The sequence below is a fragment of the Flavobacterium sp. genome (assembly GCF_029945805.1).
Taxonomy (GTDB): domain Bacteria; phylum Bacteroidota; class Bacteroidia; order Flavobacteriales; family Flavobacteriaceae; genus Flavobacterium.
In genome coordinates this window covers 205,212-222,985 of the sequence record NZ_JAQSDH010000022.1, presented here as the reverse complement: position 1 = coordinate 222,985, position 17,774 = coordinate 205,212, and the positions used below count along the sequence as shown (strand labels likewise).

13 protein-coding genes are annotated in these 17,774 nt (G+C 35.2%); 5 read left to right on the top strand and 8 right to left on the bottom strand.

Annotation, left to right across the window (positions count from 1 at the left end):
• The first annotated feature begins 18 nt into the window (after positions 1 to 18).
• A complete protein-coding gene (nadD, locus tag PSU83_RS05970) occupies positions 19 to 600 on the top strand; it encodes a nicotinate (nicotinamide) nucleotide adenylyltransferase (RefSeq protein ID WP_300587882.1) in 582 nt (193 codons plus the stop codon).
• Here the strand turns inward: nadD and PSU83_RS05965 are convergent, their stop codons facing one another.
• Together PSU83_RS05965 and PSU83_RS05960 are read right to left on the bottom strand one after the other, a co-directional pair.
• The gene (locus PSU83_RS05965; RefSeq protein ID WP_300587880.1) at positions 601 to 6,009 is read right to left on the bottom strand and encodes an AAA domain-containing protein; all 5,409 of its coding nucleotides are present in this window, start codon (positions 6,007 to 6,009) and stop codon (positions 601 to 603) included.
• Between the two features lie 3 nt (positions 6,010 to 6,012).
• The gene (locus PSU83_RS05960; protein ID WP_300587879.1) at positions 6,013 to 7,212 is read right to left on the bottom strand and encodes a M48 family metalloprotease; all 1,200 of its coding nucleotides are present in this window, start codon (positions 7,210 to 7,212) and stop codon (positions 6,013 to 6,015) included.
• Positions 7,213 to 7,462: 250 nt separating this feature from the next.
• Between PSU83_RS05960 and PSU83_RS05955 the strand changes: the two genes are divergently transcribed.
• The 4 genes from PSU83_RS05955 to PSU83_RS05940 all read left to right on the top strand — a co-directional run bounded on the left by PSU83_RS05955 (position 7,463) and on the right by PSU83_RS05940 (position 12,272).
• On the top strand, positions 7,463 to 8,458 hold the full coding sequence (locus tag PSU83_RS05955; protein ID WP_300587878.1) for an NAD(P)H-dependent glycerol-3-phosphate dehydrogenase: 996 nt from the start codon (positions 7,463 to 7,465) through the stop codon (positions 8,456 to 8,458).
• 156 nt (positions 8,459 to 8,614) lie between these two features.
• The gene (locus PSU83_RS05950; RefSeq protein ID WP_300587876.1) at positions 8,615 to 10,825 is read left to right on the top strand and encodes an adenylate/guanylate cyclase domain-containing protein; all 2,211 of its coding nucleotides are present in this window, start codon (positions 8,615 to 8,617) and stop codon (positions 10,823 to 10,825) included.
• A complete protein-coding gene (locus tag PSU83_RS05945; RefSeq protein WP_300587874.1) occupies positions 10,826 to 11,413 on the top strand; it encodes an HD domain-containing protein in 588 nt (195 codons plus the stop codon). It begins immediately after the preceding gene.
• Positions 11,406 to 12,272, top strand: a complete 867-nt coding sequence (locus tag PSU83_RS05940) for a YitT family protein (protein ID WP_300587872.1) — start codon at positions 11,406 to 11,408, stop codon at positions 12,270 to 12,272. Before PSU83_RS05945 ends, PSU83_RS05940 begins: the two co-directional genes overlap by 8 nt.
• Positions 12,273 to 12,283: 11 nt before the next feature.
• Here PSU83_RS05940 and PSU83_RS05935 read toward each other — a convergent pair whose 3' ends face one another.
• The 6 genes from PSU83_RS05935 to PSU83_RS05910 all read right to left on the bottom strand — a co-directional run bounded on the left by PSU83_RS05935 (position 12,284) and on the right by PSU83_RS05910 (position 17,772).
• Positions 12,284 to 12,691 (bottom strand): hypothetical protein, encoded by a 408-nt coding sequence (locus PSU83_RS05935; RefSeq protein ID WP_300587870.1) that lies wholly within the window; start codon positions 12,689 to 12,691, stop codon positions 12,284 to 12,286.
• Positions 12,692 to 12,843: 152 nt separating this feature from the next.
• Positions 12,844 to 13,863, bottom strand: coding sequence for a phenylalanine--tRNA ligase subunit alpha (pheS, locus tag PSU83_RS05930; RefSeq protein ID WP_300587868.1), 1,020 nt, complete (start codon positions 13,861 to 13,863; stop codon positions 12,844 to 12,846).
• A gap of 99 nt (positions 13,864 to 13,962) precedes the next feature.
• On the bottom strand, positions 13,963 to 14,319 hold the full coding sequence (locus PSU83_RS05925; RefSeq protein WP_300587866.1) for a hypothetical protein: 357 nt from the start codon (positions 14,317 to 14,319) through the stop codon (positions 13,963 to 13,965).
• 145 nt (positions 14,320 to 14,464) lie between these two features.
• Positions 14,465 to 15,211 carry a tetratricopeptide repeat protein gene (locus PSU83_RS05920; RefSeq protein ID WP_300587864.1) on the bottom strand — a complete coding sequence of 249 codons (747 nt, stop codon included), beginning with the start codon at positions 15,209 to 15,211 and terminating at the stop codon, positions 14,465 to 14,467.
• Positions 15,211 to 16,974, bottom strand: coding sequence for a BatD family protein (locus PSU83_RS05915; RefSeq protein ID WP_300587862.1), 1,764 nt, complete (start codon positions 16,972 to 16,974; stop codon positions 15,211 to 15,213). The genes PSU83_RS05920 and PSU83_RS05915 overlap by 1 nt, the downstream gene beginning before the upstream one ends.
• Before the next feature lie 18 nt (positions 16,975 to 16,992).
• A complete protein-coding gene (locus tag PSU83_RS05910) occupies positions 16,993 to 17,772 on the bottom strand; it encodes a BatC protein (RefSeq protein ID WP_300587860.1) in 780 nt (259 codons plus the stop codon).
• Positions 17,773 to 17,774: the final 2 nt, after the last annotated feature.

The window sequence follows — 17,774 nt, the reverse complement described above, 5'->3', positions numbered from 1 at the left end:
TTGTTATCTTTTTAAAAAATGAAAATCGGATTATACTTCGGAACCTTCAATCCCATTCATATCGGGCACATGATTATTGCCAATCATATGGCCGAACATTCTGATTTGGATCAAGTTTGGATGGTCGTTACGCCGCACAATCCGCTTAAGCAAAAAAATACTTTACTAGACGATTATCAGCGTTTGCACATGGTCAATCTAGCAACGGAAGATTTTATTAAAATTAAACCTTCTGATATCGAATTTAAATTACCACAACCGAATTATACGGTCACAACTTTGGCACATTTAGAAGAGAAATATCCAAAATATGAGTTTGCCTTAATCATGGGTGAGGACAATCTCAACTCGCTTCATAAGTGGAAAAACTACGAAGTGATTTTAGCCAACCATAACATTTATGTCTATCCAAGATTGAATTCGGGTGAAATGGATAATCAGTTTATCAACAGTCCAAAAATTCACAGAGTTGGTGCTCCAGTGATTGAACTGTCGTCAACGTTCATCCGCGAAAACATTAAAAATAAAAAGAATGTTTCGCCAATGCTACCACAAAAAGTTTGGGAGTACATTGACAGTAGTTCTTTCTACAAAAAGTAACTACACTTCTCTGTAACCACGCGCTAATTTCTGGCGAATTAATGTCTGCATTTCGCGTGTTGCAATTTCTTCAGAATCAAATGCTTTTATGAGTTTTTGTCCTTTGGTTCCAATTTTACCATATTGAATTATCAATTCTCCATTCGTTACCGAAACTTCCCAAAACTTATTGCTGCCGTTTTCAGTGCTGATTAATTTGGTCGCATTCTGATTCGAATTAGAAATAACTGCCGGCTCTTCGCTCAGCAAAACAGTTACAGGTTTTTCGACTTCAAAAGGCACTCTTTTTTCAATGAGAACTGGTTCAAAAAAAGCTTCATTATTCAACGCACTTTTCAGCATTTTGATCACGCGATTTTGATTGTCAATCCAGTCTTTGGTATAAATTTGGCACAATTTCCAACCGTTGTGTTTCAGTAATTCGGGTTTCAAAAAGTATTGTTCCAAAACATCATCGTTGCCATAATGAGTTTCATCGTCAATGCTAATTCCTAGAATAAATTCGGTATCATCATTATGTTTTTTAACGCCAAGACTGCATTTGAAACTACTTTGACCCACGTTTTCTGTAACGAAATACCCTTGTTTTTCAAGTTCTAATTTTACAGCAACAGCCGTTGGTGACACATTGGCTGCAGCCGAATTATTCGAAATACTGTTCAGTACATTATTCGCCGCTTCCAAATTTCCGAGGCTCACTAATTCGGCATATTGAAGGTATTTTCTAAAGTAATTCGCACCGTCATTGTATTCATTTTTGATATCTGTGTATTTGATTGAACTCACGACACACATGCTTTTCTTCGCTCTTGAAAACAAAACATTTAGACGTTTTTCGCCGCCGCGTTTGTTGATTGGGCCAAAATTCATCAGCATTTTTCCACGTGGATCATAACCATAACACGTACTCATGATGATAATATCGCGCTCGTCGCCCTGAACATTTTCAAGGTTTTTGATGAATAACCCAACAAACTGATTGTCTTCAATTCGCTTGTATTCTTCTTCGAGTAAATTCTCAAAAACTTTATCTTTCACACATAAATCCTGAAGTGCCGTTTCAATTTCGTTTTGTTGTTCCATTGAGAAAGCCACAATTCCGACGCTGTAGCCATTGTTTTCAAAAAGAAGGCTTCTGGTCATTTCAGCAATATATTGCGCTTCTAAAACATTGCTACGCGCTTCATAAATTCCTTTGTTGATATAGTGATACGAAATTGGTTTATCATAAAGATGTTGAATGTTTTGAACAGCATCAGTCGTGTTTTCTACACTGATTTCCTGCGATTCATTCTGATGATCTTTCACATCCGGAATTGTCAACAATTGATTATTATAAAACGAGGCATTCGAAAATCCGATCAACGCTTCATGCTTGCTTCGGTAATGCCAACCCAACATAATTGAAGGGAATTTGCGCGCGCCTTGTGTCAAGAAACTATCAGCATCAATGGAGAATGATTCATTTTCGGAATCCGCTTCAAACCATAAATCATCCGTATTTCCAGAAGAACTTCCAAAGAAATTACTCGGCGGCATTTGCATTTCATCACCCACAATAATCGTTTGTTTGGCTCTGTAAATTGGTGGCAAGCCTTCTTCCAAAGTAATCTGGCTGGCTTCGTCAAAAATTACTACGTCAAAATAATTTTCATCTAACGGTAAAGTATCGGAAACACTCAGCGGACTCATTAGCCAAATCGGTTTCAGTTCCCGGATGATTTTTCCTGATTCTGATGTAGATAACTCGCGGATTGATTTATAACGCATCGATTTCCCGAATTCATTTTCTAGAATTTTTCGACCTTCCAGAATTGATTTTTTTTCGACTTTTGCCGCTTCACCCATTCCAGCAACGGATAGTTCTGATTTTTTGATGAGTTCGTTGAAATCGTTTTGCTGTTTTTGAATGATGAATTTTCCGTTTAAAGTCAGCAGTTCTTTGTTTAGCAAACCAATTTTCTGAATCGTATGATGCAATAAATCCAAATTAAACTTCTGATGATTGAAATGACTCGCATAGTAGTTTTGCAATGTTTTTTCAGCTAAAAGTTTTTGCAATTTGTCTAACGAAATCGGCTCTTTTCGCAATAATGAAATCACCGAAGCATTCAATCCCGTCAATTCTTCAAACTGATTCGCATACAATTGAAAGTAATGCTGATTGTCAATTATTTTTTTGATTTTATCGTCCAATTGCAATAGCGACAAGTTTTCAAAATGAACCAAATATTTTTTCAGTGTTTGATTTAAACTTTCCGTCAACGAGTCTATTTTTCGAATTTCATCATAAACATCTTGATTTTGCTGACTCAAAAACGAAAGAATTTCGTTATCAATAGTTTCGTGAAGCGCTTTTAAATTGATTTTGATAAACGGAATTTCGCCCAGATTGTATTTCTTTTTAATGCGGATTTCAAGTTCATGTTTAGCATTTAAAACTACATGCTGTTGGAGCATGTTTTTGATAACTAAACTCAATTTTGGCTTGATGTTGTGCTTTGAAACATCATATAATTTTAAAATCTGATTCTTGATATTCTTGTAATTTCCATTAAAGATATTCAAGAAACTATCCTCACTTTTTTCTAGAATTGGCAACGCATTTTGAGCATCAATTTCAGAAATTTTTTCGCTCCAATACGGATATTGACTTTCTAGTTTTCCAATTTCAATCGAATATTTTTCAAGCTGTTCCAATTCGTTATCCAAAGTAATAACAGTATTTTTCTTGTCTGATAAAATCGTTTCCTGATTGGTTTCATAAAACGGAATCGCTTGACGACATCGCGTTAAAAATGATTGAACATCGTTAAAACTCGAATCAGAATTGACTAAAAATCCAGCCGTATCGAGAATTTCCGTTAAATCATCAATTTTTTCATTTGCCAATTGCAGGTTTTCTACAATTTCGGCAACATTATTGAGTTTTCGCATCGCTTCCATAGAGAAATATTGAAAAGGATGCTGGCTCAAATACTCATTTTTGTTCGTTTCCAGATTGATTTGGTAAAGTGCATTGATTTTTTCATTGTAAATTTCCCAATCGGAATAACTTGCAAAAGGATCAAGCGCAACCAAATCTGCGGAAGAAATAGTTTCCGAATTAAAGACCAAAACTTCCAGAATATCTTTAATCGAAGCATCTGATTTTGGATTTTTGAATTTCATAAACTGATGAAATTCATGTAGAATATTTAGTTCACTTTCCAAAGATTGAGCAACAGTATCGCGTTCTTTTTTGGTAGATTCGAATATTTTTTTTGCTTTTGTAAAACTTTCATAAGTACTTTTTAAGTTCAGAACAAACTCTTTTTTATCCGATTGTGAATCGTGAATCAAGCAACACAATTCGTCTAATCCTTGATTTTTCAATCGATAGAAAACGACGTCAAGTGCGGCTCTTTTTTCGCAAACGAATAATATCTTTTTTCCATTCGCTACAAAATTTGCTACAAGATTGGCAATCGTTTGTGACTTTCCGGTTCCGGGCGGCCCTTGAATAATATAATTTTCGCCAGCTTCCGAAAGTAAAACTGCTTTGTTCTGCGTTGGATCCGATGCTACGACATTATATGTTTTGGTAAAAGCGTTGACCGAATTGGTTTCGGCTTTGAAATTCCGTTGCGATAAATCGGCAAACAAATGATCAAAAACCTGACTATTCAATTCGTTCTCAATTACCATATTGTAATCGCGCACGAGCGACATTTTCTTGTAATTGAAGTTTCCGATAACCATATTACAGGTATCAAATTCCCAAATAAACGGATTTACTTCACCTTCATCCAAGGTATAAAATTCGCGATCAATCGTCTTATTTTCGCTGAATTGTTTCGGGTTGAGTTTGATGTCAGAGTCGATTAAAAACTCCAATCCCGAAGCTTCATCTTCAATATATTGCTTGAATAATTGCAGTCCAAAAGGCTGAAAATCATCTTGCGAATACGAATAGGCAATGTTCTTAATGTCGGCTACAGCCTGACGTTTCGAGTTTCTTTTTTTGAATTGATGTAACGTGCTTTGCGCTTGTGTATGAATCAATTTTATTCTGGGCTTGTCAATATTTTCTAATGTTATCCCCGAATTATTGCTTTCAATTTGATGTTTCAATAACTGAAAAACATCGGTAATACTCGTTTCAGAAAGCTGAATTCTTTCAGGCAATTTGATGCCGTACAAATCCTTTAGCATATTCGCCAAAACCGGATTAATTTCAACTTCATCATCTACAAAATCTAACGTAAATTCATCTTTAACGCCTTTCTTTTTGGTTAGATTAATGGGTGTTAGCAAGAATGGCGTTTCGATTTTTTCGGTTGCATTTTCTTTAGTGTTGTACCAATTTAGAAAACATAAAACCAGTTTTAATTGACTAAAACCATATTCATTTACGTCTTTATTGGCTTCCAAACGAATCTTATCGAGTGTTGGAACGATGTACGGATTGTCCTCAAAACGCAAGTATTTATTCAGTGAAATGGAACTGTTGTTGCTTATTTTTTTAGAGATTTCTGTATTCCAATAAAACAACGAATTGGGGTCAATATTTTTATAATTTAGCACTTGCGGCACCGAAGCAATCGTAAGATTTAGAAATTTTAAATTCGGTTTATAATAGAGCAAACGGTTTCTTCGGCTGTTGTCAAACAAACGATTTCGCAGTTTTTCTTGAATGTATTGTTGTTTGCTGGTTTTCTTTGGCTGAATAATTTTTGAAATATCATATTCCGTTTCCGGATTGTAATCGCGATAATTTTTGAGTTTTTCGATGATTTCGTTTAAATCTTTCCAACGTTTTCTTCTGTCGAGTTGGGTCATACCCAAAATAATATTTGCAATCGCCGGATGAATTTTCGGATTAACAAAAACCATACTTTTTCGGTTTGCAACAAATTCATTTAAATCATCTACATCTGTAAAATCTAGGTTTAGCGCTTGGCTCGCCATAATCATTCCCAGAACATAAATGTCGGAAAGCGGATCATGATGGTTGAAGGCAAACTCAAAACAATCATAATTTTTGAGATACATTGGTTTTACAATCGGTTCGTCTGAACTTTGAACGGATTGGTCAAAATATGCTTCGGTCGTGTCGTCTTCACCAACGGCTACTTTTTGAACTACTTCACTGCTGATGTTAAACGTTTTACTTTGATCGGAAAAAAAAGAAGCAAATTGCGATGCGTTATTTTGTGTTTTGAATTCGTCTGAAACAATATTTAATTTTTCATCTTCAACAAAAATAGTTTCGAGTTTTTCTAACCCTGCAACTTTTCCTTGGTTGTGAATTTTAGCAACGGTTTGAAGCAACGGCATCATTACGGCAACTACATCGTCATTGGCAAAAAGGCCTTTATCAAAATGGGAAGTCAGGAATTTATAAAATTTGGTATCTTGTATTTTCATGTTCTAATAGCTGCTTTCAGATTCAGATTCCAGAATTTGATTTAGCGCAACCGTACAGTTTTTGCAAAAATCTTTAAAGCTTTTCTCAGTGAGTTTGTATTCTTTTTTGATGATAATTTTCAGAAATGTATCGAGTTCCAATTGTTCTGAAACATCTAAAGCATGACCAATCGCAATTTCCTTGAGTTCGGTATCGCACATAGCAAAATCGAACAAAATGTACGCGTAATAATTTTTCAGATTGTCTCTGCTGTTAGCAATCTTGGTTTTGAAATCAGCATCCAAAAGCAAGTCTCGATTCGGATTGTATTGTCCAAAATACTGTTTGTATAACACGATATTATGTTCCGACTGCATCCATTTGGGCTTCGTAAAAAGATCAATCAGGTTTTTAGTTATGCCATAAACTTCCTTTTTGCTGAAAAGTGTAAGCAACTGCAAATCGAGTTTTCCTTTAACAATTTCTTCTATTTTGGCAACATTTTCATCAGTGTAATTCGATAAAAGCTGCAATGATTTGGCACGAATATAAATTTCAGGATGTGATTCTCCCGAAGAACCAACTTCAATTCGGGTCAGAATTTCGTCCGCCTGTTTCAGGTAACTCTCGGCCGAAACTTTCTCTAATCCGGTTTCAATTTTAACCAAAGTTGTAATTACAGTTTCGAGGTTTTCGGTTACTTTTAATGCGCCTAAATCGCAGTATAATTCGGTAAACAGTTGAAAAATCCGTGCTGTTTCGTGATAGAACAATTCACTTTTATAGTCGTTGGCAATTGCATTTATGATTCGGTTGGTGACTTCAAAATCGCCATTTTCAATCGAATTTAAATGAATATGACTCAGTTCGTGTCCAAATAAAGCCAACAATTCATCATGATTTAAAAGTTTCAATATCGAGCCTGAAAGTATTAAATGCGCTTCATTTTCAAAGGATACGATTGCGCCGTTATTATAATCAACCTGCTGTGATTGGTACAAAGTTACGGATAGTGATAAGTTGAGTTTGTCCTTCGCCTTTTGCAGCAGCGCGTACCATTCCGGTTCGGTTACTGGATCTATTCGATAGGCATTTTTGAGTAAATCGGTTTTAAAACTTTCGATTTGTTCTTTCTGTACATTTTTATCTAAAAACCAAGCCCAGGTTTTGGTTTGATTTTTAAAATAATCCCGTAATTGGCATTGGAATGGAAATGGTTTCAAGGCGTGCTATTTGTTGTTTTTGGTATGCTACTAAATTAGTATAAAAAGTAGAGTTTTGCATGATTTAGTTCACAATTTATTAAAAGAAATTGAAAGTTAAGCCACAATTAACATTGGTTTTTTATTACGTCAAGATGAAAATATATTCGGCAACAAATTGATTGATAAAGGGTAAGAGATTTTGTGCTCTAAAAAGGTATTTAGTTCGTTTAAAAATCAGTATTTTTGATTGAAACAAAAGTTTATTTTTATGAATAACTATCCAAAGTTTGCAGTAATTGGCGGTGGAAGTTGGGCTACAGCCATTGCAAAAATGTTGTGTGTCAATCTTGACGAAATTGCTTGGTACATGCGAAATGAATCGGCAATTGATCATATAAAAACCCAAAAACACAATCCAAATTATTTAAGTTCGGTTGAATTTGATATTAAAAAACTCCGACTCACATCGGATATAAATGAAGCGGTGGAATATGCAGATTACCTAATTTTTGCGATTCCTTCCGCTTTCTTAAGTGCTGAATTAGCGAAGTTGACCGTTAGTTTAAAAGACAAAGTTATCTTTTCAGCAATTAAGGGAATTGTTCCCGAAACTTCTTTAATTGTGGGCGAACATTTCAACAGGAAGTTTGATATTCCGTTTGAGAATATAGGTGTGATTACGGGTCCATGTCATGCAGAAGAGGTTGCATTAGAGCGTCTTTCCTATCTTACGATTGCCTGTGGCGATTCGGATAAGGCTAAAGTTGTTGCCAAAGTTTTAGCCGGAAATTATATCAAAACTAAAATCTCAGACGACATCATCGGAACAGAATATGCTGCAATGTTGAAAAATATTTATGCTATTGCGGCCGGAATTGCCCACGGTTTGGGTTACGGAGATAACTTCCAGTCGGTGATTATGAGTAACGCCATTCGTGAAATGAAAAAGTTCATCCGCAAAGTGCATAAGATGAAACGAAATATTAATAATTCAGCTTATTTGGGCGATTTATTGGTTACAGGCTATTCGGTCTTTTCAAGAAATAGAATGTTCGGAAACATGATTGGAAAAGGATATACGGTTAAATCAGCCATGATGGAGATGTCCATGGTTGCAGAAGGCTATTATGCGGTGAAAAGCGCTTATAAATTAAACCAAGAATACAAAGCTAAAACACCTATCATTGATGCCGTTTATCAAATTTTGTATGAAGGAAAAGATGCGAAATCAGTATTTAAAAAACTAACGGACGAACTTGATTAATAGCAGCGGAAATTGAACTAGCAAATTAAAACTACTTTATCTTTAAAAATGAATATAGTATAAAAATTAACAATTTTATTGTCTGATAAATATAATTTTTACAAATTTTTTAGCCTAAACAGTTGTTGATTAACAAATAACAATTATTTTTGATATATGGTGAAAAATTATAAAGTTGTAGTTAGCACTTTGATTCTCTTTTCCGTAGTGCAAATTTATGCCCAGAAACAAGGACAATCACTTATAGATTCTCTTCTAACGGAACTTCCAAGAGCAAAGTCAGAGAAGCAAAAAGCCATGCTCCTCAACGACCTTTCAAACACCTACGGTCCAATCGATTCCAAAAAAGCAATTCAATATGGTGAAAGCGCCTTGAGCTTAGCCCAGAAAAATGGATGGAAAGATGTTTTGTCTCGTTCTTATAATTTGTTGGGGATGAATTACCAAAGGATAAAAAATTATGATAGCGCCATCGAATACTATTTGAAAGCACTTAAAATTAACGAAGACGCCGGGAATAAAAAGAACATGGCTTCTTTAACAGCAAATATCGGCTCTTTGTATTACAGTAAAAAGGATAATTCTAATGCATTAGATTATTACTTGCGGGCAGCTAAATTAAACGAAGAACTTGGTAACAAGAAAAGTCTTCCAGTATTGTACAGTAACATTGGAAATGTTTATAATGATATGTCCAATACTCCAAAAGCACTTGAATACTTCGTAAAATCATCCGATTTAAATGAAGCAGTTGGAAACCAAAAAGAAGTTGCTAGTACTTCTACAAACATTGGCAACATCTACAGAAGCCAGAACAATCCTAAAGCATTAGATTATTATCTAAAATCTCTTAAAATCCATGAGTCGCTGGATAATGTAAAAGGTGAGGCGCTAAATGCCAATAGTATTGGTTCGCTCTATTTTTCGCTGAATAATTATACGAATGCACTTGAGTATTATTCGAAATCACAAAAGGCCTTCGAACAAATTGGAAATAAAGAAGGTGCTTCAAGGAATATAGGTAATATTGGGATTACGTATTTAGAGATGGCGCAAGATGCTAAAAACACCGCGGACCGTCAGCAATTACTTCAACAAGCAATGGATAAACTTGACAGTGCCATTAAACAACTTACAGCTATCGGCAGTAATGATGTTAGCCAGCAATTTTCCAAATCCTTATCTTTTGCTAAAAGTTTATCAGCAGGAGATATTTCTACAAAAGAAAGTAGCGTAAAACGCACTAAAAAAGACACCGTTTATATACGCGAAGACCGATCAAAAGAATACAGTCAGGCACAAGCGAATTTAAAATCAGAATACAGTCGTAAACAAGATTCTATTAAACTAGAAAGCCGAAATAAGGAGCTAAGTTTAAGTAAAGAAATGGATTTGCAGCAGTTAAAATTTGAGTATGAAAAAAAACAAGCGCAGGCTAAGACTGATGAAGAGCGACTTCAATTAAAACAAGAAGAAGAAGCCAAACGTCAGCGGATTGAGAGCAATTATAAAACATTGATTAATGCGGTTCAAACTGAAAAGGCATTGGCCCAAGCAAAACAAGAAAAGAAAAATGTTTTAGCCCAAATAGAAATTAAACGGCAAAAGAACATACGCAATGCTACTACTGTTTTTGCAGTATTGATGCTGATAATGGCCTTTCTTGTTTATAGAAATTATCGAAATCAAAAGAAATCATATAAATTAATAACGGAAGCCAATCGCATAATTCTTATTGAAAAACAACGTTCAGAAGACCTTCTTTTAAATATTCTTCCAATTGAAATCGCAGAAGAATTAAAAACAAGTGGAAAAATTAAGGCACGTTTTTATAATGAAGTTTCAGTCTTGTTTACTGACTTTGTCGACTTTACGCATACTTCAGAAAAACTCAAACCAGAGCAATTAGTAGATGAACTTCATGCTTGTTTTTCTGCTTTCGATGAAATCATTGGACGAAATGGTTTAGAGAAAATCAAGACCATAGGAGATTCCTATATGGCAGTATGCGGTTTGCCTGATTTTTCAGAGGATCATGCAAAAAAGACAGTCCAGGCAGCAATAGAAATTAGGGATTTCATCAACGAAAGGAAAAAGAACGAAAATGTATTTGAAATTCGAATAGGAATAAACAGTGGTCAAGTTGTGGCCGGAATTGTAGGTGTAAAAAAATTCGCGTATGACATTTGGGGTGATACCGTAAATACTGCCTCTAGAATGGAAAGTAGCGGTGAAGCAGGAAAAGTAAATATCAGTCAAAGTACCCAAGAATTAGTAAAAGAGGACTTCCAATGTACCTACAGAGGAAAAATAAGCGCCAAGAACAAAGGAGAAATAGATATGTATTTTGCAGAAAAAAAGATATAAATGGAATTTTTAAAAGCAAAATCACACATAAATAAACGCCTCAAAAATGAATTGCCAAAGTACTTATACTATCATAGTACAGAGCATATTAAAGATGTGTATAATGCCGTAAAACAAATTGCAGCAGCAGAAGGAGTTAAAGGCGAAAATCTTAAATTGCTTTTGATTGCCGCAATGTATCACGATAGTGGATTTATGGTTCAGGCGAAAAACCACGAGAAACTCTCTTGCACTATAGTTAAGGAAACACTTCCTGATTTTGGATTTTCACCAGAACAAGTCAAAAAAATCTGCGGTATGATTATGGCAACTAAGATTCCACAAGATCCTAAAAATCATTTGGAAGAAATTTTATGTGATGCCGATCTTGATTATCTTGGTAGGGAGGACTTTTTTAAAATTGGTAACCATCTTTTTGAGGAGTTAAAGTGCTATAAGATAGTCAATACAAAACGAGATTGGAACCTTTTACAAATTCGTTTTTTGGAGCAACATAATTATTTTACAAAAACTTCTATTACTTTACGAAAGCCTCAAAAAGATATGTATTTTAAACTTTTAAAAGAAAAAATTGAAAGCAATGAGTGAAGCCAAAAAGTTACTAGTATTTGATTATTTATACATTTCCGTTGGGGCTATTATAAGTGGTTTTGCTTTAATGAGTTTTTTAGTTCCAGAACATTTTCTTGACGGTGGGGTTACTGGAATATCGTTGCTTCTCCATGAGATTTACGGTTGGAATATCGCGCTGTTGATTATACTATCCAATCTTCCCTTTATTATTCTGGGCGCCAGACAGATAGGTAAGGGTTTTGCAATTAAATCACTAGTAGGTTCGGTCATCTTTGCGTTGTGTCTTAGTTTTTTTCCCTATCCTGAGTTTCATTACGATAAATTGCTTACTTCAACTTTTGGAGGTTTTTTTCTTGGATTAGGAATTGGCCTAGGAATGCGCGGCGGATGCGCCTTAGACGGAATCGAAGTCTTAGCGCTTTACACCTTAAAACGGACCGGATTTACCATGAGTGAAATTATTCTTGGAATAAATGTGATTTTATTTTTAATAGCCGCCTTTTATCTTGGATTTGAAACATCACTTTATGCTTGCCTTACCTATTACACGGTTACTAAAACGATCGATTATATTGTCGAAGGGCTGGAGGAATATACTGGAATTACAATAATTTCTGGTCAAAGCGAATTAATTAAAGAAAAACTGGTGCTGGAACTTGGACGCGGTATTACAATATATAAAGGCGAACGCGGATTTTTAAAAGACAAATTTGAGGAAAGTCACGACTGTGATATTATATTTACAATTATCACAAGACTTGAGGTAAGGCGTTTGAAAAATATCGTAATGAATATTGATGAAAAAGCTTTTATCTTTACTTACACTATAAAAGAGGCTGCAGGCGGTGTATTAAAGCGTATTAAAGCACATTAATAAAGAGTTTTCTATCGTACAATAACGCCATCTATAAAAAGAATAGGCACTTCTTCAACATAATCCGGGGTTATACTTTGAGCTTTGAAGATGAATTTTTTGTCATAAAGTATGTTGTCGATGAAATAGGTTACCATAAACTCATTGTTGAGGCGAAGCACATTTTGTTCGACCATTTCTATTTTTACTACGGATACTGCAGGAACATGGATAAAAGCGTGACGCAATAATGACGTTTTTTTCATTTCACCATCTAGAGTACCAAAAGCTTTAGAAACGACCATTACCGAGTCTAAATCAAAGTCAGAATCGTTGATTAGATACACATACCAAACCTTTTCCATAAAGTCATCGCTCCATTCCTGAACGGCAGCGAGGAAAACGTTTTCAACTTCGGGAATTTGGATGTCGCTTTTCATGATAGACTACTTAGAAGAATTAGATTTTTAGACTGCTTAGATTAACTAAAGATGCCATTTAGCCCCGATTGCAATGGAAATCCTCGCAGAGATTGTAATGGAAAGCGGGAACAAGGTTTGTAAAAGTTTGCAAGCCTTTCCGCTCCTAAATTTTATATACTTGACTTAAACTGCTCTAAAAAACGCACGTCGTTTTCGTAGAACATTCGGATATCGCCAATTTGATACAGTAACATCGCGATACGTTCAATTCCCATTCCGAATGCGAAACCGTTGTATTCGTCAGGATTGATGCCACAATTTTTCAAAACATTTGGATCGACCATTCCGCAACCCATGATTTCCAACCAACCAGTTCCTTTGGTGATGCGGTAATCGGTTTCGGTTTTTAAACCCCAATAAATATCGACTTCAGCACTTGGTTCCGTAAACGGAAAATAACTTGGTCTCAAACGGATTTTTGACTTTCCGAACATTTCTTTGGTGAAATATAAAAGCGTTTGCTTCAAGTCGGCAAACGAAACCTCTTTGTCAATGTACAATCCTTCCACTTGGTGAAAAATACAGTGCGAACGTGAAGACACCGCTTCATTTCTGAAAACTCTTCCTGGTGAAATTGTACGGATTGGTGGTTTGCTATTTTCCATATAACGCACCTGAACGGATGAAGTATGCGTACGCAATAAAACATCGGGGTTGGTTTGGATGAAAAAAGTATCTTGCATGTCTCTTGCCGGATGGTATTCTGGTAAGTTTAGCGCAGAAAAATTATGCCAATCGTCTTCTATTTCAGGACCGTCAGAAACATTGAATCCAATGGTTGAAAAAATATCGATAATTTGGTTTTTTACCAATGAAATAGGGTGACGAGAACCGATAATTGTCGGTTCAGAAGGGCGCGATAAATCGCCATAGATTCCGATATTTTCCACTTTACTTTCTAAAGCTTCTTGGATTCCTTTTACCTTGTCTTCGCAAGTAGTTTTAAGCGTATTAATTACTTGTCCAAATTCTTTTTTTTGTTCGTTTGGAACATTTTTGAATTCGGCAAATAAGTCTTTCAGCAAGCCTTTGCTTCCTAAGAATTTAATTCGGAATTGCTCTAAAGTTGCAGCATCCTCCGTATTAAAAGCGGTTGCTTCGCCAATATATTCTTTAATCTTGTCTATCATCGGTCATTTTGTAAAGGTGCAAATTTAGGGAAAAGTTAGAAGCTAGAAGCTAGAAGTCAGAAGTTTTTATACCGAATACTGCCTTCTGAATACTGAGCACTATTTAATCACTTCGTTCTCTAAAAAATAATTGACAATTGCTTCTTTCATCAAAACCGATTGTTCACCAGCTTTTAAGGCAGGCAATTCTTCTTTGACGCTGTAATGTGGCCAACCGTCTTTGTCTACGAAATCAAATTCGTAATAACCATACGGCACCAACAAGCGACAAATGGCGATGTGCATGAGGTTTAGTTTTTCGTCTTTTTTGAAGGTTTCGTGTACTTTGCCTAATTCTTGTACACCGATTAAATATATGATTGCGTCTAAATCCAATACATCTCCTTCAGCAAACTGATTGGAAAGGATTTCTACAACGTTGTTCCAGCGGTTTTTTAATTGTTCGTCTCTTGACATAGTGAAAGTTAGAAGTTAGACGTTAGAAGTTAGAAGTTTAAAAATGAGTTTAGTGTCGAGAACTTTATTTTTAAATTCAGATTTCTTATTTCTAAATTAGTTTGCAAAGATAGTTAGCTAAAAGCTAAAAGCAGGCAGCTAAATGCTAATTCTTAATTTCTTTAATCGCGCTTTCTTCAATCCATCCGGTAGTTTCGTCGGTTAGTTCTACTTTTTTCCAGTTCGCGATGCTTTCTAAGATGAACACTTTTGTTCCTTCATGCAGCACGGTTGTTTCTTGTCCGCTCAATTTTGGTTCGCTTTTTAAAGGGGCATCTTCAGCAAAAACAATGGCTGGTCTTTCGTTATCATTTCGATTTTTTTCAAAGAATCCAGAAGCGGTACTAAGTAAAATTCCAACTAACCAAAGGAACATTCCGATAAAGAAAATGCGTTTCAAAAACGTTTTCTCCGAAAAATAATATCCGACAAAAAACAATAAAAATACAAATGCAAAACTAACGGCAATCCAAGCCCAAGTGTCATAATGGTATTTAGAAGTAAAATCGGCGAGTAGTTTATTAAAGCCCACTTTCGGAATGACTTTGATGTCGTCAACGGCCATTTTTTTGGCGAAATCTAAGTTCGTTTTTATCTCAGCATCATTCGGACTTAACAATAATGCTTTTTCATAATTATAAATCGCAGGCGCTACTTTATGCAACTTATAATAGGAATTTCCTAAGTTGAAATACAATTCAGCCGATTGTTTTCCAGAATTCACAACACTTTCATAACTAGAAATAGCAGCGTCATAATTCTCTTTTGCATAGAATTGATTGCCTTTTTCAAAAGCTGTTTGTGCCCAAGAAATTTGAGAAATAATAAGAAGTAGGATTAGTATCTTTTTCATTATTTTAATTGCTTTTCCAATTCAGAAATAATAACAACCGCTTTATCGTAATCGTTTTGAATTGCCGATTCAGAAGAAAAAGCATAACGTGCCAATTCACAGTTTTCGGTCAATTGGATAAAATTGGAAACCGTTTCAGGATTTGCTTTACGCGAAAGTAGAATTTCACTAATTTTTTCTTTGCTCATTTCCGAAGTTTCGATGTGTAATTTCGCTTTTAGGAAATTGTGCATGGCCTTTTCTAATGCGATATAAAAAGGTTCTTTGTTACCCAAATGTTTCTTTGCTTCACCAAGATATTTCTTCGCCAAAGCATTAGATTTTTTGATTCTGTTTCCAACAACATCATTGTCTGAGGCTTCTTTACGTTTCTTACCAACTACAAAAAACGGAATCGCTAAGAACGGTAAAAATACCAACGAATAGAATAATCCTGAACCTATGAAATCCTCTTTTTCCATCGACATTAAAGACGTTTTCTGTTTGATGTAAGCAAATGATTTAGCAACTTCCAACTTGGCTTTGGTTACATCATTTGGATTGGTTTTTCCTGAACTTGCGCTACTTGGACCGTCAAGAACATTGACCGTTATTGGTTCAGAAGTAATGGTTTTGTAACTGCCTGAGCCCAAATCAAAATAAGTAAAACTCAAAGGTTTGATTTGATAATTTCCTTTGTATTGTGGAATTATAGTGTATTTATCCGAAATTCTTCCTGTCATTCCGGTTAGTGGTGTTGTCACATTTTCATCGTGTACCGGATCATACATTTCTAACGCAGAAGGTAAAACTGGTTTAGGCAAAGTGAATAATTTGAGATTTCCCGTTCCGGCAACGCTAATGTCTAGATCCATAGATTCCCCATTTTTTAAAGTCGTTTTCGAAGGTTTAACTTTAAAATCAAAACGACCCACAGCTCCCGAAAAATCTTCTGGTTTTCCTTTTTCTGGCAAAGCTCTTACATTGATTATTTTGCTTCCTGCCGAAACACGTTTGCTGTCTTCGGTTAGTAAAGCTTGTCCCCAAAAATTTCTTTTATTGGTTGGTACTTGACAATCAATATCTAAAGAAAGTGGTTCAATTTCTAGTTTTCCAGATTTTTGTGGATATAAAACCGTTTTTCGTAAAACTACATAACGATAGCGTTCTCCTTTGAACGTTCCATCTTCGGCTTTGAGTTGTTTGATGTCGATATTCTGGCTCCAAAAATCGTTGTATTTTGGTTTGTTCAGCTCGCGCCAGTTTGTAATTCCGATATTATAACTGAAATATAATTTGTAAACCACAGTAATCGGTTCGTTGAGGTAAGGGTTCGTTTTTGAAATATCGGCAACCAAATATAAATTGTCGTCAGCGCTAACTGCGGGCATTTCGTTCGGATCTTTTGGAATTTCAACCGCATTGGTCACATTGATTTTGACGGGCAATGTTTTATAAATCTGTCCATTAATTTCAATTGAGGCTTGTTTTAATGTTAAAGTGCCTTTTTGAGTCGGTAATAGAATAAAAATATACGATTTGTTAAAGGAACTTCTTCCGTTAACCCACGACTGACTTACTGATTGACTTGGGCCACCTACAACTTTAAAACCGCATGCTTCAAAATTGGGCGCCACAAAATCATCACCGTCCGCATTCATTGTAAAATCCACGCGAAGACGTTCATTTAAACCCAAAGAAGTCTTGCTCACTTTCGCCTCAAATTGTACTTGGGCAAAAAGCGAATTGGTGATTAAAAACAATAAAATTAAAATCTTTTTCATCTTCAAATTACATTAAAACTACCAATCTTTCTCGGCTTTCTTCGGATTGGTTGGCACCTTTTGTTTATTTACTTTGTCTTGAACTTTTTTCTCTTCGTTGTTAACAGCATCTAATAAATTTTCTAAACGTTGTTTGGAAATTCCACCAGGCTGAGGTTGCGGTTTTCCTTGATCATTATTCTTATCCTTTTGGTCTTTGTCCTTGTTTTTGTCTCCTTCTTTTTTATCCTTGTCTTTGTCTTTTCGTTCGTCTTTTTTGTCGTCTTTTTTGTCCTTATCCTGGTTCTTATCTTTTTTATCGTCCTTCTTGTCTTTGTTTTTATCCTTGTTCTTGTCACCGTCTTTTTTAGGCGGATTGTTTTTCAGGTATTCTTTTGCCAAAGCATAATTGTAACGTGTTTCTTCGTCAGACGGATTATTTCGCAATGCATTTTTATAAGCTTCAACAGCATTTGAATAATCTTTGTCTTTCATAAACGTGTTTCCAATATTATGAAATGCCTGATGTTTTTCAGTTCTATTTTTGGCGTTTTTCAATGCTTTTGCATAATGATATTTAGCTTCTCCCGATTGATTTTGTCTGTAAATAGCATTTCCCAAGTTGTAAGACCCAATAGATTTCTTAGGGTTTTTTGATTCGGAAACTCGGTAATCTGCTTCAGCCTCGGCATATTTTTTCTCAGCAAAAGAATCGTTTCCTTTGGGCAAATCTTTATCTTTTTCCTTGTTTTGTGCTTTCGCCAAAAAAGAAAATAACAATAGAAAAAGTAAGGTCAAATATTTGTTTCTGTCTCTCATCT